20 protein-coding genes and 1 riboswitch are annotated in these 19,087 nt (G+C 67.3%); of the genes, 8 read left to right on the top strand and 12 right to left on the bottom strand.

Annotated features, from left to right (window positions below; translation table 11 throughout):
• Nucleotide 1: 1 nt before the first annotated feature.
• The gene (locus EDL96_RS04975; RefSeq protein WP_233568696.1) at nt 2-1,456 is read left to right on the top strand and encodes an MFS transporter; all 1,455 of its coding nucleotides are present in this window, start codon (nt 2-4) and stop codon (nt 1,454-1,456) included.
• Here the strand turns inward: EDL96_RS04975 and aroD are convergent.
• Nucleotides 1,431-2,219 (bottom strand): type I 3-dehydroquinate dehydratase, encoded by a 789-nt coding sequence (gene aroD, locus EDL96_RS04970; protein WP_199732537.1) that lies wholly within the window; start codon nt 2,217-2,219, stop codon nt 1,431-1,433. The genes EDL96_RS04975 and aroD overlap by 26 nt on opposite strands.
• Before the next feature lie 95 nt (nt 2,220-2,314).
• Nucleotides 2,315-2,809: a thiol peroxidase gene (gene tpx, locus EDL96_RS04965; protein ID WP_123824708.1), complete on the bottom strand. Its 495-nt coding sequence runs from the start codon at nt 2,807-2,809 to the stop codon at nt 2,315-2,317.
• 83 nt (nt 2,810-2,892) lie between these two features.
• Between tpx and EDL96_RS04960 the strand changes: the two genes are divergently transcribed.
• Both EDL96_RS04960 and EDL96_RS04955 read left to right on the top strand, forming a co-directional pair.
• The gene (locus EDL96_RS04960) at nt 2,893-3,408 is read left to right on the top strand and encodes a DUF3054 domain-containing protein (RefSeq protein ID WP_233568695.1); all 516 of its coding nucleotides are present in this window, start codon (nt 2,893-2,895) and stop codon (nt 3,406-3,408) included.
• 136 nt (nt 3,409-3,544) lie between these two features.
• The gene (locus EDL96_RS04955; RefSeq protein WP_123824707.1) at nt 3,545-3,823 is read left to right on the top strand and encodes an Lrp/AsnC family transcriptional regulator; all 279 of its coding nucleotides are present in this window, start codon (nt 3,545-3,547) and stop codon (nt 3,821-3,823) included.
• A gap of 35 nt (nt 3,824-3,858) precedes the next feature.
• On the opposite strand, the gene trpD is transcribed toward EDL96_RS04955, so the two are convergent.
• Nucleotides 3,859-4,878, bottom strand: coding sequence for an anthranilate phosphoribosyltransferase (gene trpD / locus EDL96_RS04950; protein WP_123824834.1), 1,020 nt, complete (start codon nt 4,876-4,878; stop codon nt 3,859-3,861).
• Nucleotides 4,879-5,152: 274 nt separating this feature from the next.
• Between trpD and ctaE the strand changes: the two genes are divergently transcribed.
• The 5 genes from ctaE to EDL96_RS04925 all read left to right on the top strand — a co-directional run bounded on the left by ctaE (nt 5,153) and on the right by EDL96_RS04925 (nt 10,285).
• Nucleotides 5,153-5,794 carry an aa3-type cytochrome oxidase subunit III gene (ctaE, locus tag EDL96_RS04945; RefSeq protein ID WP_123824706.1) on the top strand — a complete coding sequence of 214 codons (642 nt, stop codon included), beginning with the start codon at nt 5,153-5,155 and terminating at the stop codon, nt 5,792-5,794.
• Between the two features lie 50 nt (nt 5,795-5,844).
• Nucleotides 5,845-6,633 carry a cytochrome bc1 complex diheme cytochrome c subunit gene (gene qcrC / locus EDL96_RS04940; RefSeq protein ID WP_123824705.1) on the top strand — a complete coding sequence of 263 codons (789 nt, stop codon included), beginning with the start codon at nt 5,845-5,847 and terminating at the stop codon, nt 6,631-6,633.
• Between the two features lie 84 nt (nt 6,634-6,717).
• The gene (gene qcrA / locus EDL96_RS04935; RefSeq protein WP_123824704.1) at nt 6,718-7,818 is read left to right on the top strand and encodes a cytochrome bc1 complex Rieske iron-sulfur subunit; all 1,101 of its coding nucleotides are present in this window, start codon (nt 6,718-6,720) and stop codon (nt 7,816-7,818) included.
• Nucleotides 7,818-9,500 (top strand): cytochrome bc1 complex cytochrome b subunit, encoded by a 1,683-nt coding sequence (gene qcrB / locus EDL96_RS04930; protein WP_123824703.1) that lies wholly within the window; start codon nt 7,818-7,820, stop codon nt 9,498-9,500. Before qcrA ends, qcrB begins: the two co-directional genes overlap by 1 nt.
• Before the next feature lie 242 nt (nt 9,501-9,742).
• Nucleotides 9,743-10,285, top strand: a complete 543-nt coding sequence (locus EDL96_RS04925; RefSeq protein ID WP_123824702.1) for a GNAT family N-acetyltransferase — start codon at nt 9,743-9,745, stop codon at nt 10,283-10,285.
• A gap of 62 nt (nt 10,286-10,347) precedes the next feature.
• Here EDL96_RS04925 and ribH read toward each other — a convergent pair whose 3' ends face one another.
• From ribH to def, 9 genes are all read right to left on the bottom strand, one after another.
• Entirely contained in the window at nt 10,348-10,827 is a 480-nt protein-coding gene (ribH, locus tag EDL96_RS04920) for a 6,7-dimethyl-8-ribityllumazine synthase (RefSeq protein WP_123824701.1), read from the bottom strand.
• Nucleotides 10,824-12,212 carry a 3,4-dihydroxy-2-butanone-4-phosphate synthase gene (gene ribB, locus EDL96_RS04915; protein ID WP_123824700.1) on the bottom strand — a complete coding sequence of 463 codons (1,389 nt, stop codon included), beginning with the start codon at nt 12,210-12,212 and terminating at the stop codon, nt 10,824-10,826. The genes ribH and ribB overlap by 4 nt, the downstream gene beginning before the upstream one ends.
• Nucleotides 12,209-12,868, bottom strand: a complete 660-nt coding sequence (locus EDL96_RS04910; protein WP_123824699.1) for a riboflavin synthase — start codon at nt 12,866-12,868, stop codon at nt 12,209-12,211. Before EDL96_RS04910 ends, ribB begins: the two co-directional genes overlap by 4 nt.
• 98 nt (nt 12,869-12,966) lie before the next feature.
• Nucleotides 12,967-14,058, bottom strand: coding sequence for a bifunctional diaminohydroxyphosphoribosylaminopyrimidine deaminase/5-amino-6-(5-phosphoribosylamino)uracil reductase RibD (gene ribD, locus EDL96_RS04905; protein WP_123824698.1), 1,092 nt, complete (start codon nt 14,056-14,058; stop codon nt 12,967-12,969).
• Complete coding sequence (pnuC, locus tag EDL96_RS04900; protein WP_123824697.1) at nt 14,055-14,849, bottom strand: nicotinamide riboside transporter PnuC; 795 nt, start codon at nt 14,847-14,849, stop codon at nt 14,055-14,057. Before pnuC ends, ribD begins: the two co-directional genes overlap by 4 nt.
• A 132-nt stretch (nt 14,850-14,981) precedes the next feature.
• Nucleotides 14,982-15,137: riboswitch (FMN riboswitch) on the bottom strand.
• Between the two features lie 15 nt (nt 15,138-15,152).
• Entirely contained in the window at nt 15,153-15,815 is a 663-nt protein-coding gene (rpe, locus tag EDL96_RS04895) for a ribulose-phosphate 3-epimerase (RefSeq protein ID WP_123824696.1), read from the bottom strand.
• Nucleotides 15,816-15,883: 68 nt separating this feature from the next.
• Nucleotides 15,884-17,509, bottom strand: coding sequence for an RsmB/NOP family class I SAM-dependent RNA methyltransferase (locus EDL96_RS04890; protein ID WP_123824695.1), 1,626 nt, complete (start codon nt 17,507-17,509; stop codon nt 15,884-15,886).
• Entirely contained in the window at nt 17,506-18,438 is a 933-nt protein-coding gene (gene fmt, locus EDL96_RS04885; protein WP_123824694.1) for a methionyl-tRNA formyltransferase, read from the bottom strand. The genes EDL96_RS04890 and fmt overlap by 4 nt, the downstream gene beginning before the upstream one ends.
• A complete protein-coding gene (def, locus tag EDL96_RS04880; protein WP_123824693.1) occupies nt 18,435-19,046 on the bottom strand; it encodes a peptide deformylase in 612 nt (203 codons plus the stop codon). The genes fmt and def overlap by 4 nt, the downstream gene beginning before the upstream one ends.
• Between the last annotated feature and the right edge of the window lie 41 nt (nt 19,047-19,087).

Below are 19,087 nucleotides of genomic sequence, written 5' to 3'. Positions count from 1 at the left end.
GGTGACTTCAGCCCCGGAACAGCGACCAGACCCCACCCCGGATCCACGCCGCGGTCGAATTCTGACCCTGCTGCTGGGCTCGCTGTTCATGGCGTTGATGGCTGTCAGCATTGTCAATGTCACGCTGCCCTCGATCCAGCGCGGCCTCGGCGCCTCGGACACGGGCCTGCAGTGGGTCCTCTCCGGATACGCACTGTCCTTCGGCATCGTCCTGGTGGCCGCAGGCAGGAGCGGGGATCTCCTGGGGCGGGAGCGGATCTTCGTGGGTGGCATCGCGTTGTTCACGGTGTCGTCCCTGGCCGCAGCCCTGGCTCCGGACATCTTCTGGCTGAACATCGCCCGGTTGGTCATGGGCGTGGCCTCTGGGATGGTCAATCCGCAGGTCGCCGGTTTGATCCAGCAGCACTACCAGGGGCGCGAGCGAGCCCAGGCCTTCGCCGCCTTCGGCGGCGTGGTCGGAGTGGCCGTGGCCGTGGGACCGGTCATCGGCGGCTTCCTCCTGGGAATGTTCCCGGCCGCGATCGGGTGGCGTACAACCCTGGCGATCAACGTCCCGGTCGGCGCGGCCATCACGGTCCTGGCGTTGCGCTGGATGGATCTGCGCCCGGCACCTCGGTCGACGCGGAAGCTGGACCTCGATCCCGTGGGTGCCGTCATCCTGGGCCTGGCAGTCCTCCTGATCATGTTGCCGTTCATGCTGGCCTCGGACGAGCCCTGGGCATGGTTGCTCCTGCCCCTGGGAGGGGCTTCGGTCTGGCTGTGGGTCCGGTGGGAGCGCCGCTACCAACAAGCGGGTCGGCAACCGATGGTCGACCTGCGGTTGTTCCGGATCCGCAGCTTCACGCTGGGCTCCCTGATGATCGGTATCTACTTCATGGCCTCGACCTCCATCTGGGTCATCCAGGCGCAGCTGGTTCAGCAGGGTTTCCGACAATCGGCACTCACGGCAAGCCTGCTCACCGTCCCGGCAGCCGTCTGCACGGCCATCGCGGCTCAAGTAGGGGGACGTCTGGTGGTCACCATCGGTCGTTGGACCGTCGTGATCGGACTGGTCATCATGCTCGTCGGCCTGGGTGCCACGGTGCTGATGACTCCGCTGGTGGCCGACCAAACGGCCCCGCTGTGGCTGTTGGGCGCGGTCATGACGCCGATCGGCATCGGCGGTGGCATGGTCACCAGCCCCAATCAGACCCTCACGCTTCGAGAGGTTCCGGTCTCCGACGGCGGCACGGCGGCAGCCATCACCCAGACCGGGCAGCGGATCGGAACCGCCGTCGGAACGGCGGCGATGACGGGCGTGTACTTCCACGTACTTCCGCAGGGCGCCCACAAGGCGGCTGACACCACCTACGTGTTGATCGGCGTGGTGATCATCCTGGCGCTGATCGTGTCCCTGGTGGACGCTCTCAAGCCCGGCGGTGCCCCGTCGGTCAGCTCTGACGCGAAGCGGCAGTGACCCGCTCCATGAGTTCCGTGAGGTCCGCAACCGGAATCTGGCCCGGAGCAGACGCCTGGCCCACGGTCCCGAAGCTCCCGCAGGAACCGAACAAATGACCGGCCATGCGTGAGATTGCACCGGTTCCGGCCATCGACATGGTGATGAGGGGTACGGCGGCGGACTCGGCCCGGCGGGCGGTGGCCAGGAGCAGCGTGGCGACGTCGGCCTGGTTCCGGGGCATCACCGCGACCTTGGCGATCGCTGCCCCCATGGCTTCCTGGGCCGCCAGGATCCCCTCGATTTCCTCCGCGGACGGGGTACCCGAGAAGTCGTGATAGCTGGCCACGACCGGCACTCCGTGTCGGCCCGCCAATTCGAACAGGTCGGCCGCCCCATCCCTGCGGTACTCGACGTCGACAAGATCCGCCGCGCCCGCCCTGATCACGGCTTCCAGGAGCCTGACGTACCGCTGGTCACTGGGGCCATGGCCGCCCTCTGCCGTTGTTCGCACAGTAAAGAGCAACGGCACCTCACCCAGCACCGACCGCAGTTCGTCTGCCGTGTCGACCAGCAGGTCCAGGTCCGGTTCGGCCGGCCCCCCAGTCGTTGCATCAAGGTCCTGCAAGGCGTCGACCCGCCATTCGACCACCTGGGCGCCCACGGCCACCGCCGCGGCACACTCACCGGCGACGTCGGAACGATGCTGCGGCATCACAGGGACGATGATCGCCGGATTCCGGGCACTGAGCGTCAGGTCACGGACCGCCAATGCTGCATCCACGTCATTTCCTCCACGAACAGGTCCGACCGGTGTCCGGGTGGACACCGGTCGGGCAATGGAACATACGAATTCGGGATTCATCCTGACCCAGCGGGTCACTTCAGGGCGGCCACGGCGGCGTCGTAGTCGGGCTCTTCCGTGATTTCCGGGACGAGCTGCGTGTGGACGACGTTCCCGTCGGCGTCCAGGACGACGACGGAACGCGCCAGAAGCCCTTCGAGCGGCCCGTCCGTCATCCGAACCCCCCAGTCCTGACCGAAGCTCGAGCGGAAGCTCGAAGCACTCACGACGTTCTCGATGCCCTCCGCCCCGCAGAACCGGGCGTGCGCGAACGGCAGATCTGCGGACACGCACAGTACGGTTGTGTTCTCCAGCCCGGCTGCCAGTTCGTTGAACCTGCGCACGGATGCGGCGCAGACACCGGTGTCCACGCTCGGGAAGATGTTGAGGACCAGGCGACGCCCGGCAAGGTCCTGGGAGGCGACCGGAGAGAGGTCGGAACCCACCAGGTCGAAAGACGGTGCGGAGGACCCTACGCTGGGCAGTTCGCCGACGGTGTGCACGGGATTGGCCTGAAATGCAGTCTCCATGCGTTACACCCTATCCACGAATCAGGGCCTGCCAACGGGTCACGTAAAATTGACACCAGGAGCACCACATCACGCAGGAGATCGTGACGGCCGCTTCATCCACCGACTCCTACGCCCTTGGACACCGCAGGCCGTCTGCGGCACCGGTCCGCACGGAAAGGCAGCACCACATGATCCCGGAACCGACTCCCCAAGCCACGGGCGAGGAGCTTCCCGTCAAGAACGTACGAGCCTCCGTGGTGGCGTGGATCTTGATCGATGTGCTTCTGGTCTGTGTGTTCGCCGCTGTCGGCAGGGCGTCACACGGTGAAAGCGCGTGGGGCTTCCTGGACACGGCCTGGCCGTTCCTGGCCGCAACGGCCGTCGGGTGGTTCCTGATCGCGGTGGCAGGACGCCCCGGTGTCTCGATCCTCTCGGGTCTGATGCTCTGGCTGGTCACCGTGGCCGGCGGGATGACCCTACGGGCGGTCACCGGTGAGGGCGTGGCCATGTCCTTCGTGTTCGTGGCGGCCACCGTGTTGTTGATCTTCCTGGTGGGCTGGCGCGTGATCGCCTGGCTGATCCTCCGCCGTCGACAGCCCGGGCGGCCGCAGGACTGACGACGCCCTGCCCACCGTGACCGTCAGCGATACCGCGGGCTAGAGTGGGAATCGAACCCAGCCCGGGCACGCGAACCCCTGCGTGCCCGGGACGCTCACCTGTCGGTGGCCCGACGCCCCCTCACGAAGGAGCCCCATGCTCACCGCGATCGTCATGATTCGAACGGATGCCTCCCGAATCCCGGAGGTCGCCGAGAAGATCTCAGAACTCAAGGGCATTTCCGAGGTCTATTCCGTGACCGGCGAGTGGGACCTGATCGCCATGGTCAGGGTCCGGGAACACGATGCGTTGTCGGACGTCATCGCCGATCGCCTGTCGAAGGTCGAGGGAGTGGTCGAAACGGTCACGCAGATCGCGTTCCGCACCTACAGCAAGCACGACCTGGACGATGCCTTCGCGCTGGGGATGGACTGAGGGGCGAGTACCCCAACCCCAGGCCGTCAACCGACTCAGCTCGCGGTCGATCGCGAGTGCTCGATCCACCGCCGCAGCAGCTGTTCGGCAGCACCCGAGTCGATGGCATCGGCCGCTCGTGTGACGCCGGCACGGAACCGCTCCGCAAAGGGTGCCTCTCCACTGGGGTCAAGTGCGACCAACGCGGCCGCTGCGTTCAACAGGACGGCGTTGCGCACCGGCCCCGTCTCCCCCGCCAGCACTCGGCGCGCGACCTGGGCGTTGTATTCCGCGTCTTGACCACGCAGGTCTTCCACCGTGGCCCGGGGCATGCCCAGTTCCAGCGGATCCAGAACGTGCTCCTGAATCTCGCCGTCACGGACCTCCCAGATGTCGGAGGTTCCCGTGACGGTCAATTCGTCCAAACCGTCCTCCCCCCGAAAAACCAGTGCGCGATCGCCACGCTCGGCGAAGACGCCCGCCATCATGGGCGCCAATGCGCGATCCGCAACACCGATCGCAGACGCCTCGACCTTGGCGGGATTGGTGATCGGTCCCAGGAAGTTGAACGCTGTGGCCACTCCCAGTTGCTTCCGGGCCCCCGCGGCGTACTTCATGGACGGGTGAAAGGTCTGGGCGAAGCAGAAGGTGATACCCACGTTCTCCGCGCAGGAGGCAACCATGTCCACGGGCATGTCCAGCTGGACGCCCAGGGCCTCGAGGCAGTCGGCGGAACCCGACTTCGACGACGACGCGCGGTTGCCGTGCTTGACCACCTTCGCGCCGGCCGCTGCAGCGACCAGGGCCGCCATGGTGGAGATGTTGACCGACCGCAGCCGGTCGCCTCCCGTCCCCACGATGTCCACGGCAGGGCCCTGGACGGCGATGGGACGCGCGTGCTCGACCATGGCATCGGCCAGCCCACGCAGTTCACCCACGGTTTCACCCTTGGCCCTGAGTGCCACGAGGAAACCGGCCAGGGTCACTTCCGAGACCTCGCCGGACATCACGGCGTCCATGGCCGCATATGTCTGCTCCGGTGTCAGGTCCTTGCCTGCGATCAGATCCGTGGTCATCTGGGGCCAGTCCAGGGCGCGGTGGGGCTCTGACGACGAAACGTGGTTGGAAGTCACGTGGAGCACTCTATCGTTGTCCGCGGGCCGGCCCCGAGCGCGACTTCTGAGTGGATTCACCGTTCGGATGCGCTCAGTTGCCGGAGGATTCTGAGCAAAGACTCGGGCCGGATCCCTTGTGATTTCCCGTAACGCAGTCGGATTCAGGTGGAACTGGACGGCACGTCCGGGGTGTCTAGGTTGGTCCGGGCGACAGTTTGGCGACATAATGTCGTTCGTGACGACAGCAACCCATGCCCCAGCAGCGCGGCAGCCCGCCCCGGCCATCAACCGCCCCAACCTCACCGCGGTGGGGACCATTGTGTGGCTGGCCTCGGAGCTCATGTTCTTTGCGGGCTTGTTCGCCATGTACTTCACGCTTCGCGCAACGCAGCCGGAGCTGTGGACCGAAGAAGCCGCCAAACTGAACGTGCCCATGGCATTGGCCAACACCACGGTGCTGGTCCTTTCCTCCGTGACCTGCCAGTTCGGCGTGTTCGCCGCCGAACGGCTGCAGCCGCGCCGCACCGGCGGACTGCTGCAGGTCGCCAAGTGGGGCATGGTCGAGTGGTTCATCCTCACGTTCTTCATGGGCGCGATCTTCGTCTCCGTGCAGGCCTACGAGTACGCGGAGCTCATTTCGCACGGTGTGACGATCCCCGCCCACGCCTACGGGTCGGCGTTCTACATCACCACCGGGTTCCACGCCCTCCACGTGACCGCCGGTCTGATCGCGTTCCTGATCATCATCGGCCGCGCCTTCCTGGCCAAGCGCTTCGGCCACTTCGAAGCCACGTCCGCCATCGTCGTGTCCTACTACTGGCACTTCGTGGACGTCATCTGGATCGCGCTGTTCATCATCGTGTACTTCCTGCGATAACCACCGCACCACACAGCCCCGCCCCGCCCGACCTTTAAGGAACTTCTGACGTGAAGGCTCTCTCACAGAAGCGACGCCACCCTTTGGCTCTGCTGGCACTGCTCGTGTGTGCCCTCCTCCTGACCGGTGGTCTCTACGCTGTCGCCACGACCACCAACCAGGCCAAGGCCGCTGAAAACTACACCGCGTCGGACGTTGACGAGGGCAGCAAGTTGTTCATCTCCAACTGCTCCACCTGCCACGGCATGAACGGCGAAGGCTCCGACTCGGGCCCGTCCCTGGTCGGAGTTGGCGCGGCCTCGGTCGACTTCCAGGTCAGCACCGGCCGTATGCCCATGCAGATGCAGGGCCCCCAGGCACAGGTCAAGCCGGCACAGTTCAACGAGGAACAGACCCGCCAGCTGGCCGCCTACGTCGCTTCCCTGGGTGCCGGCCCGGAGGTCCCGGACGAGGAGAGCCTTGACGTCAGCCAGGGCGACGCCGCCAACGGCGCCAAGGTGTTCCTTGCCAACTGCGCCATGTGCCACAACGCCGCCGGTGCCGGTGGCGCCCTGACCCGCGGCAAGTACGCGCCGTCGCTGATGGGCGTGGACGAGAAGCAAATCTACGAGGCCATGCAGACGGGCCCGCAGAACATGCCCGTCTTCAACGACGCCAACATCACTCCCGACGAGAAGCGGGATGTGATCACCTACCTGAAGACCATGGAGAACAACACGGATCCCGGTGGTTTTGGTCTGGGCTCCCTCGGGCCTGTTTCGGAAGGCCTGTTCATCTGGACCATCGGGTTGCTGATCATCATCGGGTTTGCCGTCTGGCTCACCTCTCGGTCGGCTTGATCCGGGCGCCCAGCTCACTCACGCAGTAATGCCGGTACCCGGCACCAAGCACCACATTTCGAACTAGAGAAGAAGAGGGACCACATGGCTGACCACCGTGACGGCCTTCCCCAGGGGAAGAAGGGAAACCTGCTCGACCGCAGCGCGGACGAACAGGCGGTTTTCCAGGACCCGGGTCTGCCCCCGCACCGTCCGCGCACCACCGACGTCGACTCCGGCGCGGCCAAGCGAGCCGAGCGCCAGGTGGCGTTGCTGTTCGCCATTTCGATCATCGGCTCGATCCTCTTCTTCGTGGGCTACTTCGGTGTCCGCGTGGACGGTGACATCTACTCGGTGACGGACAGCGCTCCGACCGCGGCGTTGCGCCTGCAGAACCTCCTGCTCGGTGGCGGCATCGCCCTCGGCATGCTCGGCATCGGCGTCGGCGTCGTGCACTGGGCTCGTACGCTCATGCCGGACCACGAGCTGGTTGAGGAGCGGCACGACGTCGTGACCGAGGACCAGCGCGCCGAGGCGGAACAGATTGTCGGCACGATCCTGGACGAGTCCGGCATCAAGCGCCGTCCGCTGATCCGCAACACCCTCATCGGTGCGGCCGTCCTGGCTCCCCTGCCGTTCGTCGGCCTGCTCAAAGACTTGGGGCCGCTGAACCTGACCCCGCTGCGTCACACCTTGTGGGACCAAGGCGTTCGCCTTGTCCGTGACCCCTCCGGCACGCCCATCAAGGCTTCGGACGTCACCCTGGGCTCCACGTTCCACGTGCTCCCGGAGAACCTCATGGACCTGGGCCACGAGGAGGGCTACCTCGATCAGAAGGCCAAGGCAGTGGTCCTGCTCATGCGTCTGGACCCGGACATCGTGACAGTGACTCCGGGACGCGAGGACTGGAACGTCGATGGAATCTTCGCCTACTCGAAGGTCTGCACCCACGTCGGCTGCCCGATTGCACTTTACGAGCAGCACACCCACCACCTCCTGTGCCCGTGCCACCAATCGACCTTCGACCTGGCCAACGAGTGCGAGGTCGTCTTCGGACCCGCCTCCCGCCCATTGCCCCAGCTGCCCATCCAGGTCGACGACGAGGGCTACCTGGTCGCCCGGAGTGACTTCACGGAGCCTGTCGGCCCGACCTACTCGCAGCGCGTGATCGCCGTCAACGAGATGGAAGAGGAGAACGGTAACTGATGTCTGCTTCCACCACGACGCAGGGCAACACTGCCGAGTACCAGGCGGACACGAACGTCGGCAAGATCGCCAACTTCGTGGACACCCGTGTGGGTCTGTCGCCGATCATCAAGGAGTTCGGGCGCAAGATCTTCCCGGACCACTGGTCCTTCATGTTCGGTGAAGTCGCCCTCTACTGCTTCATCATCCTGCTGCTCTCCGGGACCTTCCTGGCCTTCTGGTTCGACCCCACCATGGTCACCACCGAGTACACCGGTTCTTACGTGCCCATGCAGGGTGTTGAGATGTCCGCGGCCTACGCGTCCTCGCTGAACATCTCCTTCGACATCCGCGGTGGCCTGTTCCTGCGCCAGCTGCACCACTGGGCAGCCCTGCTGTTCTCCGTGGCGATCATGGTCCACATGGCCCGCATCTTCTTCACCGGTGCCTTCCGCCGCCCGCGCGAGTTGAACTGGGTCGTGGGCTGCCTGCTGTTCGTCATGGCCCTGGTCGCCGGGTTCTCCGGCTACTCCCTGCCCGACGACGTCCTCTCCGGCAACGGCCTACGCATCGTGGACGGCTTGGCCCGCTCCGTGCCCTTGGTCGGCGCGTACATCTCCATGTTGATCTTCGGTGGGGAGTTCCCAGGCCACGGGATCATCGGGCGGCTGTACATCGTGCACGTGTTCATCGTCCCGATGATCATCCTGGCCCTGGTCGTGGTCCACCTGTTCATGGTCGTGGTCCACAAGCACACCCAGTTCCCCGGCCCGGGACGCACCGAGAACAACGTGGTCGGCTTCCCCGTCGGCCCGGTCTACGCGGCCAAGGCCGGTGGCTTCTTCTTCATCGTCTTCGGCGTGCTGGCAGCCATCGCGGCGACCGTGCAGATCAACGCGATCTGGAACTACGGCCCCTACGACCCCTCACCCGTCCAGGCAGGCTCCCAGCCCGACTGGTACATGCTCTGGACCGACGGTGCCCTGCGTATCATGCCGGGCAATTGGCCGTTCACGTGGGAGTGGGACCTCTTCGGTCTGGTGACGCTGCCCATGGCGATCCTGCTGCCGATCGTGGCGCTCACGGTGTTCATCATCGGGATGTTCACCTGGCCGTGGATCGAGCGGTGGGTCACCAAGGACAACCGGGTCCACAACATCCTGGACCGCCCGCGTAACGCACCGGCCCGCACGGGTCTGGGTGTGGCCGCGATGGTCTACTACGGCGTCCTGATGATCGCCGCCACCGGTGACCTGATCGCCACGCACTTCCATCTGGCGGTCAACGATGTGATCTACCTGCTGCGGTTCCTGTTCTTCTTCGGACCGATCATCGCGTTCATCATCACCCGCCGCGTGTGCCTTGCGCTGCAGCGCAAGGACCGCGAGATCGTCCTGCACGGTCGCGAGACCGGACGGGTCCAGCAGCTGCCCCATGGTGAGTTCATCGAAGTCCACGAGCCCCTGGACGAATACCGCCGCTACAAGCTGGTGGCCTTCGAGGACAACCAGGTCCTGCCCGCCCAGCAGGACGCCAAGGGCAAGGTCACCGGATCCGAGAAGCTCCGCGGACGCCTCTCCCGCCTGTTCTTCGAAGACCGCGTGGCACCCGTGACCCCCGCCGAACTCGACGCCGCCCACCACGAGCACGCCCACGACGTGCACGAGCTGGAATCGGCTGGTAGTTCCAGCAGCGGCCACTGAGGTTTCGCTTCCGTTGAGGTGAAGGGCCCCGGCGACGACATTGTCGCCGGGGCCCTTTTCCGTTCCTCCTCCGGTGGCCCGCAGATCGAAGGCCGTGGCCGGTCCACAACGACCGTGAAACGATCTGCCACGGGCGCTGGATGCACACCACCCAGTGAGTACGCTTACAAGGAAGCAGCACCCAGCGGCCCTCATCGGACGCTCGCCTCGATTCACCGCACATCCACGCACGGAGGGCTCTCATGACCGGAACCATCATCCTGATCGCGCGCACCGCTGACGTCGTCCCGCGTGCGGACACAGCCGATCACATTTCCCGTCCGGCCTCGCCCGAGGATCGCGACGCGCTGGCTCAGCTGTTCTACTCGGCTTATGAAGCCGTGGGACTCGACAGCGCCAACGGCGGCGGCGTGGACACCCTGGACCAGGCCAAGGACATCGTCCAGGGGCTGTTCGATGGTGAGTACGGCCCGTTCCTCCCGGAGGCTTCACCGGTGGTCGAGGATGACAACGGCGAGATCGTGGCGGCGTCGTTGGTCGTCCAGCGCCGCGCGGGCGAGGGTCTGCCGGACGCGCCCTACATCTTCGAGCTGTTCACGCACAGCGCCCACCGACGGAAGGGGTTGGCGGAGCGGCTCGTGCGGCAGTCGGCCGCCGCGCTCAAGGACTCCGGTCATGACCGTGTGAGCCTGCGGATCCGTGAGGACAACTCCCCTGCGCTCGCGCTGTACCTGACCCTGGACTTCAACCGCTGGCAGCCAGAGGCCGAGGACGACGAGCTCTGAGACGCGTGCAAGGGCGGGCCACCGATCCATTCGGTGGCCCGCCCTTGCATGTCAGGACCTGATCATGCCCCCAGGGCTTTGAGGGTCAGCGCGGTTTCGATCGCTGCCGCGGTCGCTTCGTATCCCTTGTCCTCGCTGGACCCGGGCAGTCCGGCACGGTCGATGCCCTGCTCTTCCGTGTCGCACGTGAGCACGCCGAAACCGATGGGGACCCCGGAGCGTGTCGCCACGTCCGTGAGACCGAGGGTTGCCGCCTGGCAGACGTAGTCGAAATGAGGCGTTCCGCCTCGAATCACGACCCCCAGAGCCACCACTGCGTCGTACTTCTGCGCCAACCGTGCGGCGGCAACCGGCAACTCGAAGGAGCCCGGCACTCGGACGGTCACTGCGTCGTCGATCCTTGCGTCACGCAGTGCGCGGGCCGCGCCGTCCAGGAGGCCGTTCATGATCTCGTCGTGCCAGCTCGAGGCGACGACGGCCACGCTCAAGTCGTCCGTGGACAGCTGCTGGAGCTTGCTCTGGGGTGCGCCGTGTCCGCTCATGGGGTTCTCTCCGTTGGGTTCGAGGTGGATGGTGCTTTACTGCCGGGTGCGACGACCGGATGGGTTGCGTCGTCGATGTGCAGCAGTCGATGGCGCATGCGGTCACGTTTGGTGACCAGGTACGTGTGGTTCTCCGCACGGGCCGGCACTTCATTGGGAACAAGTGCGGTGACCTCGATGCCCAGGTCGGTCAACGCGGTCTGCTTGGCGGGGTTGTTGGTCAGCAGCCGCACGCGGTTCAGGCCCAGTTCGTGCAGAATCGTGGCCGCCGCGCCCCAGTCCCGGGCATCGGCGGGAAGACCCAGCAGTTCATTGGCTTCCACGGTGTCTGCTCCCCCGTCCTGGAGGCGGTAGGCCCGCAGTTTGTTGACCAGGCCGATGCCACGGCCTTCGTGCCGCCGGACGTAGACGAGCGTCCCTCCCTCGTGGGCCAGCTTGCTCAGTGCCTGGTGCAGTTGGGCACCGCAGTCACAGCGGTAGGACCCGAAGACGTCTCCCGTGAGGCACTCCGAATGCAGACGGACCAGCGGTGCGTCCTGGCCCGTCAAGGGAAGGTCCGTTGCCGGGTCGAGCGCGGTCAGACTCAGGTGCTCTCCCGCGGTGGTGCCGTCCGGGTCTTCGACCTGCCAGCCACGAACCAAGAAGCGGCCCTCCGGCATGGGGATCACCACGTCCTCCGACACGGCAAGCACCGGTCGGGCCTTGCCGCCGCGGGGAGCACTTTCCTGACCTCCCACCCAGGCCACGAGGTCCTCGATGCTCAGGAGCGGGAGACCGTGCTCCCTCGCGAACCTGTGCAATGCGGGGAGGCGCATCATGGAACCGTCGTCGTGGACGAGTTCGGCGATCACCCCAACCTTCTGCAGGCCCGCCAGGGCGCAGAGCTCCACGGCGGCCTCGGTGTGTCCTGGGCGTTGCCGGACGCCGCCGTCGACTGCGCGTAGCGGAAGCATGTGTCCGGGTCGGGTGACGCTCTCCGGCCCGCTCTGCGCGGCGGCCAGGACTCGGGCGGTCCGTGCGCGGTCGGCCGCGCTGATGCCCGTGCTGACGCCAATCCGCGCATCGCAGGTCACGGTGTACGCGGTCCCCTTGGAGTCCTCGTTCACAGCCGTCATAGGCGGTAAGCCCAGGGCGTCTGCCCGCGCTTCGGTCATGGGGACGCACAGCACACCGGAGGTGTGACGAACCGTGAACCCGGTGAGTTCAGGGGTCGCGAATTCGGCGGCGAAGACCAGGTCGCCTTCGTTCTCCCGGTCCTCGTCGTCGACGACGACGACGGCTCCCCCCGCAGCGATCGCCGCCACGGCGGTCTCGATGCTGGCCAGGACAATGGGTGTCCCGTCGTCGTTCACGGTGTTGGTCGGCGAACCGGCCGAGGTGTTCATCGGGTCTCTCCGTTCCGGGGCGCGGTCCACGGTTGGAAGGCCGCGAGGCGGGCCGCGTACTTGGCCATGACATCGGCTTCCAGGTTCACCCGTGCGCCGGTGGTCTTGGTCCCCAGCCCCGTGGTGGCCAGCGTGGCGGGGATGAGGCCGATCTCGAACCAGTGTTCGGTGGCCTCCGGGGCACTCACGGCCGTCACGGTCAGGGACACCCCGTCCACCGCAATTGCCCCCTTTTCCGCGAGCAACGGCGCCAGATCAGCGGGCACGCCGATGCGCACCACTTCCCAGTCGCTGTGGTTCGTGCGCGCCACGATCTGACCCGTGGCATCGACGTGGCCCTGGACCACGTGACCGTCCAGCCGACCGTCGGCGGGCAGACAGCGTTCCAGGTTCACAACCGCGCCGGCCGCGAGCTCCCCCAGAGTGGTGCGGGCCAAGGTCTCCCCCATCACGTCCGCTTCGAAGACGCCGTCCGCAGGCCGGTCCGTCCCGCCCGTCAGACACACGCCGTCGACGGCCAGGGAACCACCCACGGGCAGATCCTGGACGATCTCTCCCGCCTGAATGCGGATCCGAGTGGTGCCCTCGGTGGTTCCGTGTGCACTGGGCTGCACGGCGATGACGGTGCCGGTCCCGGCCACGATTCCCGTGAACATGGTGTCTCCTGCATCTTCTGTGAACTCTTCTGTGAACTCTTCTGTGAACTGACATGGGGTCTGGACGTGACGTGCCGCGTCGACGCCAGGCAGCGCGATCACGTCATGGGTGTTCTGGCCTCGGGGACGGGCTGAAGGTGCCACAGCACGTCCGAGCCGAGACGTCGAAGGCTGCCCCCGTCGGATTCGTCGGGCAGGAACTTCAGGGCCTCCGACAGGGTCTGGATGCCGAGGTCCGGGTAGGAGGGGCGCCCGGCGCCGAGGATCAACGGGGCTTGGTAGACCAGGACCTCGTCGGCCAGGTCGGCTGCCAGGAAGGCCCCGACGACGGTGGCGCCGCCCTCCACGAGAACGTGCCGCACGCCTTCCTCATACAGCTCCGTCAGGAGGACGGCCGGGTCGTGCGTGCGCAGGTGCCGGAAACGACCGTCCGCGCCGCGTACACGGGCGGCCGTGGGCACGTCACGGTGCCCCATGACCACCCGAAGGGGGGAACTGGTGTTCTGGTCACCGCGGGCCTGGTCGCCGGCCGGTGTCCTGACGGTGAGTCGCGGGTCATCGGTGAGAACCGTCGTCGTCCCCACCACGATGGCGTCCACCCGGGCGCGGACGCCGTGGGCGTGGGCGCGGGATTCCTCGTTGGTGATCCAGGTGCTGGTCCCGTCCGCGGCGGCAATCCGTGCGTCCAGGGTCTGGGCAGTCTTCACGGTCACGTACGGGCGCGACTCCCCCTGTGCCCGGGCCCACCGATGATTGAGCTGCTCGGCACGTTCCCCTCGCAGGCCGCTGTGCACCTGGACCCCGGCAGCATGCAGCCGCGCGGCTCCACCGGAGGCGTTCTCCGTGGGATCGGCCACGGCGTGGACAAGGCGAGGGATTCCGGCCTCGACGACGGCTTCCGCGCACGGCCCGGTGCGGCCCGTGTGATTGCAGGGCTCCAAGGTCACGACCATGGTGCAGCGGGTCAGGTCCGTGCCCGCGTCCAGAGCCTGATCGATCGCGTCGACCTCGGCGTGCGGGGTGCCCGCGCCACGGTGGTGACCGACGTGCAGGACTCGACCGTCCTCCCCCAGAATTGCCGCCCCCACCAGGGGGTTGGCGCCCCGGTGCCCGCGAAGTGCCGCGGCCAGGGCAAGGTCCATCGCCTCGGTCTCCGCCGCGGTGAACATCGTGTCCGAATCCGTGGTCATGGCCTTCCCCCGTCCGAGGTTCCGGCGACAGGGTCCACGGCCCCGGGCCTGGCGGGCGTCACGGAGACCGAGACATCGGGGAAGGCCGTTTCGACCGACACCACCGACCCGGTCCTCGGTGCCCCGTCCGGAGTCGCAGCCGCGCGGGCGCCGTCGACACGCTGGACCCGCCACCAGATGAAGAATCCCGTGAGCGTGAACGCCCCGTAGAACACGTACATGGCTGCCGAGGCCCAGTACCCGGCGCTGAGCAGCAGGGGAACTCCCACGATGTCCACGGCCACCCACACCAGCCAGAACTCGGTCCATTCACGCGCCATGCCCCAGGTGGCCAGGACGGAGCCGACGAAGATCCAGGCGTCCGCCCACACGGGTTCGTACGATCCAAGCGCCCGGAAGACGGGGGTCAGCGCCGCGGTTCCCAGCACGAGCAGTCCGATCAGAAGGATCCGTTCCTTGGGGGTCGCCCATCGCGGGGTGACGGCAGCACCGGCATCGCCCCGGCTCTGTCGCCAGCGCAGCCACCCGTACACGGCGACGGCGATGAACATGACCTGCCGGCCGACCTGCCCCAGGAGGTTCACGGGGTTGGGCGAGCCGAAGACGACGCCCAGGAACACGGTCAGCAACAGGAGATTGCCGATGATGCCCACCGGCCAGGCCCACAGCTTCCGCCGCATACCGCCCAGGGCGGAGAGCAACCCGAAGACGTTGCCGAGGACCTCCCGCCACAGGACGAAGCTGTCCCCGATGTGCAACTGCGCATCGAACAGCCATCGCAAGAGCTCCACGTCCGATCTCCTCACCGGTCTGCGGGGGCCACCCGTTGGTACTGGTCACCGGTGGGCCCACCGGCAGGACGACCGGCGGCGAAGAGACTCGTGGCATGGGAGAAAGAGGTGGCACGCCGAATCCGGCGTCCACCTGTGCTCCTCCCGTCCAGACTTTTCTGTCGGCACCGGAATTTCACCGGTCAGGCCGAAGCACCGTGGGCTCGGGTCAGCGAACTGATCGAACCTGGTGCTCGGTTAGCGGGCTGTCACCGCCGGCTCGGAATTTCACCGATCTCGGAGCACGTCGTGTCGTGCTGCCGATTATGACACGTGGGCGACCGCGGCGCGCAGTCCCTCGATCGCCGCCGCGGGGTCCTCCTTGCCGTACACCGCGGAGCCGACCACGAAGACGTCCGCACCGGCTTCCGCCGCGCGGACAATGGTTTCCTCGGTGATCCCACCGTCAACCTGCAGGGCCACCTGGCCCCCACCTGCTCGGATCGCTTCGGCAGCCCGCCGGATCTTGGGCAGGGTCACGTCGAGAAACTTCTGTCCACCGAACCCGGGTTCGACGGTCATCACCAGCAGCATGTCGATCTCGGGAAGCAGATCCAGGTACGGCTCGATCGGCGTGGCGGGCCGTACCGCCAGGCCGGCCTTGGCGTTCCTGGCACGCAGCTCCCGGGCCAGACGAACCGGGGCCGTCGCAGCTTCTGCGTGGAAGGTCACGGAGTCGCAGCCTGCCTCGGCAAATCCGGGAGCCCACCGGTCCGGATCCTGGATCATGAGATGCACGTCCAGGGGCACGGGTGAGATCTGCTGCAACCGTTCGACCACCGGTAGGCCCAAGGTCAGGTTGGGGACGAAGTGGTTGTCCATCACGTCCACGTGGGCGGCGTCCGCCGTGGCGATCTTGGCCAGTTCCGTCTGCAGGTTGGCGAAGTCGGCCGACAGGATGGAGGGGTTGATGCAGCAGCGGGACACGGTGCCTCCTCAGTTCGTGTTCCGTGAACCCGGGCGGGCTCGCGGTCAGATGGGTCGGGTCGGGTGACTCAGGCCTGGTCAGTCTTGGCTACGGGGCGCTTGCGGAAGTGGGCCACGAACATGGCATCCGTGCCGTGAACGTGCGGCCACAGTTGGAGGGTCGTCGCCCCGGCATCGGCACGTCCGGAGTTGGGCCCCGCGTAGGCCTTGGTCGGATCAGCTTCACCGTCCAGGGCGCCGGGCAGGGCTGCCGCGCGTGCGGCAGGTCCTGCATCGACCAGCGTGAGGTCAGTCCGGGTGCGCAACAGGTCGTCGACGGCGACGGCGGTTTCGGCGGCGTGCGGCGAACAGGTCGCGTAGACGAGCAAACCACCCGGTTTGAGGGCGTCCGCCGCGGTGGCGAGCAGCTGGGTCTGGAGGACCGTGAGCTCGGCAAGGTCCTGGGGCGTGCGCCGCCACCTGGACTCCGGACGACGGCGCAGCGCACCGAGCCCTGTGCACGGGGCATCCACCAGGATGCGGTCGAATCCGGTCTGGCCGGTCGAGTTCTGTGCGTCCTCGGCCGTGATCTCCCGACCGTCACCGACGCGGATGCTCCACGCCTGCTCGGGGACGGTCTCGAGCGCCTGCCGAACCAGGCCCGCCCGGTGTTCCGCGACTTCATTCGCGAGCAGATGGGCGCCGTGACGGGCCGCCTCCGCTGCCAGCAGTGCAGCTTTGCCGCCGGGTCCGGCGCACAGGTCGAGCCACCGTTCACCGGATTGCACAGGTTCCGCCGCGACCATGGACCGGGCCACGAGCTGGGAGCCGGAGTCCTGAACCCTGACGGTCCCGTCCTGGACGTCGGCCAGGCGGTGGAGGTCGCCGCCGCCACTGACGGCGGCTCCCGGGACCAGCGGACTGGGGATGGCACCTTGCTCGAGAGCACCCGAGAGATCCGCCAGCCCGGGGAGAGCGACCAGGTGGACCTTCGGAGCCTCGTTGTCCGCGCGCAGCAGCTCTGGCAGCTCGCTGGCGGGGCGACCGTGAATCGCGAGCGCCTGCTTGAGCGCCCGGACGATCCACGCGGGGTGCGAGGTCTCGACGGAGAGCCGATCGATCTCCCCCTGCCCCTGGGTCAGTTCCGTGAGCCAGGACTCCAGGTCCTTCGCCATGACCTTGCGCAGCACGGCGTTCACCAGGCCCGACGGCCCGGCTCCGATTTCGGCCCGGGTCAGTCCGACGGTCTGGTCGATGGCGGCGTGGTCGGGGATCCGCATGGCCAGCAGCTGGTGCGTGCCCAGGCGCAGGGCGTCCAGGACCGGCGGGTCGATCTTGGCCAGCGGACGGTCGACGCACCGTGCCAGGACGGCGTCCCAGGTGCCCTGCTGCCGCAGTGCCCCGTAGGCGAGCTCGGTGGCCAGGGCGGCGTCGCGCTTGTTCAGGCCCAGGCGTCGGATCTGTTCGGGCAGAACCAGGTTGCCGTAGGCGTCGTCGGAGGTCACTGCGCGCAGGGTTCGGAAAGCCGCCAGGCGTGCCGGGTCCGTGGCGCGGGTGCGTTGTGAGGGGGCCGAGGCGGAGAACTTCCGTTGGCCCACAGACCGGCGGTTGCGTTGGCGACCGCGCTCGTCGCGGCGGTCGCGGTCCCCGCCCCGTCGCCCGTCGGAGCCTCGGTTGCCGCCCGTCCGGCCCGGGTTGCGTCGTTCCTGACTCACGTGAACCTCACTTCTCCGACGCCGTGCTGGGCCAGGTGTCCTCGGCCCCAGTCGCCGGCCTGCATGCTCTTCTTCCCCGAGGGCTGGACCTCGGTGAGTTCCACGGGGTGTGTTCCCGTTCCCACCAGGACTGCCCGGTCGTGCAACCGGACCTGGCCGGAACTCCAGCCAGGCTGGTCCGCGCGTTCGACGACACGTCCCGTGATCTTGAACCGCTGCCCCTCCAGCTCGGTCCAGGCCCCGGGTTCCGGGGTCACCGCCCGCACCAGAGCGGAAATCCGATCGGCGGGGGCCTGCCAGTCGATGCGTCCGTCCGCCCCGGTCAGCTTCGGGGCAAGAGACGATTCGCCCGTCTGGGGGGCTGTTTGCACGCCCGCGGAGAGGTCGCGCAGGGAATCGGCCAGGACCGGTGCCCCCAGGTGGGCGAGCCGGGTCAGGACCGTGCCGGCCACGTCGTCGTCACGGACAGGGTCGGTCAGTGTGCGCAGGACGGGCCCGGTGTCCATGCCCTCGTCCAGCACGAAGGTGGTGGCGCCCGCGGTCATCTCCCCCGCCATGAGGGCGCGTTGCACGGGGGCCGCCCCGCGCCAGGCCGGCAGCAACGAGAAGTGGAGATTGACCCACCCCAGGGGTACGGCGTCAAGAGCTGCCCGCCGCAGCAGTGCGCCGTAGGCCACCACGGCCGCCGCCTCGGCACCGGTTGCACGGATCTGCTCCGTGATGGTGTCGTCCACTCGGTTGGCCTTGATCACGGGGATACCGAGTTCAGTCGCGGCGTCGGCGACCGGCGACGGGGTCAGGGTCTTCTTCCGGCCCTTGGGGGCGTCGGTACGGGTCAGGACCGCGACGACGTCCAAATCCGGCTGCTCGGTCAGGTGGCGCAGCGGTGGCACGGCAACGTCCGGGGTACCGGCGTAGAGGATCTTCATCGGACTCCCCCGGCGGGGCTCTGCGGGCCGGTGACCGTTGCGCCGAAGCTCGATCCACGTCCCGACACGATCGTCGAGGACCTCTTGCCGTGGACGTCCGAGACGACGGCGGAGTACTCACGATTGCGGATGGTCCGCATGGCTTCCTTCTTGGCCTCGCCCCGCAACCGGTCGACGTACAGCATGCCGTTCAAGTGGTCGGTTTCGTGCTGCAGGCACCGTGCCAACAGGCCGTGCCCTTCGACGGTCACGGGGGCGCCGTCGACGTCGTACCCGTGCACGGTCGCGTGCTCGGCCCGCGGCGTGGGGTGGCCCATGCCGGGCACCGACAGGCACCCCTCGGATCCGTCCTGAGGCTGCGTACCGACGTTGATCTCCGGGTTGATCACGTGCCCGGAACAGCCCTCGACGTCGTACACGAAGATCCGCAGACCGACGCCGATCTGCGGCGCCGCCAGCCCAACGCCTTCGACGTCATGCATGGTCTCGAACATGTCGTCGACCAGTTTGCGGAGCTCTGGGCGTTCGGGGGTGTCGAAGTGGCGGACGGGGTCCGCCACGGAACGTAGGACCGGGTCGCCGATGGTACGGATCGGGCGCACTGCCATGGAATCCGGGCTCTCCTGAGGGTTGTTCGGGACGTGGGAAG

This window comes from Kocuria soli (genome assembly GCF_003797835.1).
In the GTDB taxonomy this organism is placed as follows: Bacteria; Actinomycetota; Actinomycetes; order Actinomycetales; family Micrococcaceae; genus Kocuria; species Kocuria soli.
Note: the sequence above shows the minus strand (reverse complement) of the source record. Positions and strands in the feature narration are given on the sequence as shown.

Excerpts from the sequence above, each read along its gene's own strand:
- tpx (WP_123824708.1), bottom strand. The coding sequence starts at position 2,809 with ATGGAGACTGCATTTCAGGCCAATCCCGTGCACACCGTCGGCGAACTG.
- trpD (WP_123824834.1), bottom strand. The coding sequence starts at position 4,878 with ATGACCACGGATCTGATCGCAGGCAAGGACCTGACACCGGAGCAGACA.
- ribH (WP_123824701.1), bottom strand. The coding sequence starts at position 10,827 with ATGAGCGGACACGGCGCACCCCAGAGCAAGCTCCAGCAGCTGTCCACG.
- qcrA (WP_123824704.1), top strand. The coding sequence starts at position 6,718 with ATGGCTGACCACCGTGACGGCCTTCCCCAGGGGAAGAAGGGAAACCTG.
- EDL96_RS04925 (WP_123824702.1), top strand. The coding sequence starts at position 9,743 with ATGACCGGAACCATCATCCTGATCGCGCGCACCGCTGACGTCGTCCCG.
- def (WP_123824693.1), bottom strand. The coding sequence starts at position 19,046 with ATGGCAGTGCGCCCGATCCGTACCATCGGCGACCCGGTCCTACGTTCC.
- qcrB (WP_123824703.1), top strand. The coding sequence starts at position 7,818 with ATGTCTGCTTCCACCACGACGCAGGGCAACACTGCCGAGTACCAGGCG.
- EDL96_RS04910 (WP_123824699.1), bottom strand. The coding sequence starts at position 12,868 with ATGTTCACGGGAATCGTGGCCGGGACCGGCACCGTCATCGCCGTGCAG.
- EDL96_RS04955 (WP_123824707.1), top strand. The coding sequence starts at position 3,545 with ATGCTCACCGCGATCGTCATGATTCGAACGGATGCCTCCCGAATCCCG.
- fmt (WP_123824694.1), bottom strand. The coding sequence starts at position 18,438 with ATGAAGATCCTCTACGCCGGTACCCCGGACGTTGCCGTGCCACCGCTG.
- ribB (WP_123824700.1), bottom strand. The coding sequence starts at position 12,212 with ATGAACACCTCGGCCGGTTCGCCGACCAACACCGTGAACGACGACGGG.
- ribD (WP_123824698.1), bottom strand. The coding sequence starts at position 14,058 with ATGACCACGGATTCGGACACGATGTTCACCGCGGCGGAGACCGAGGCG.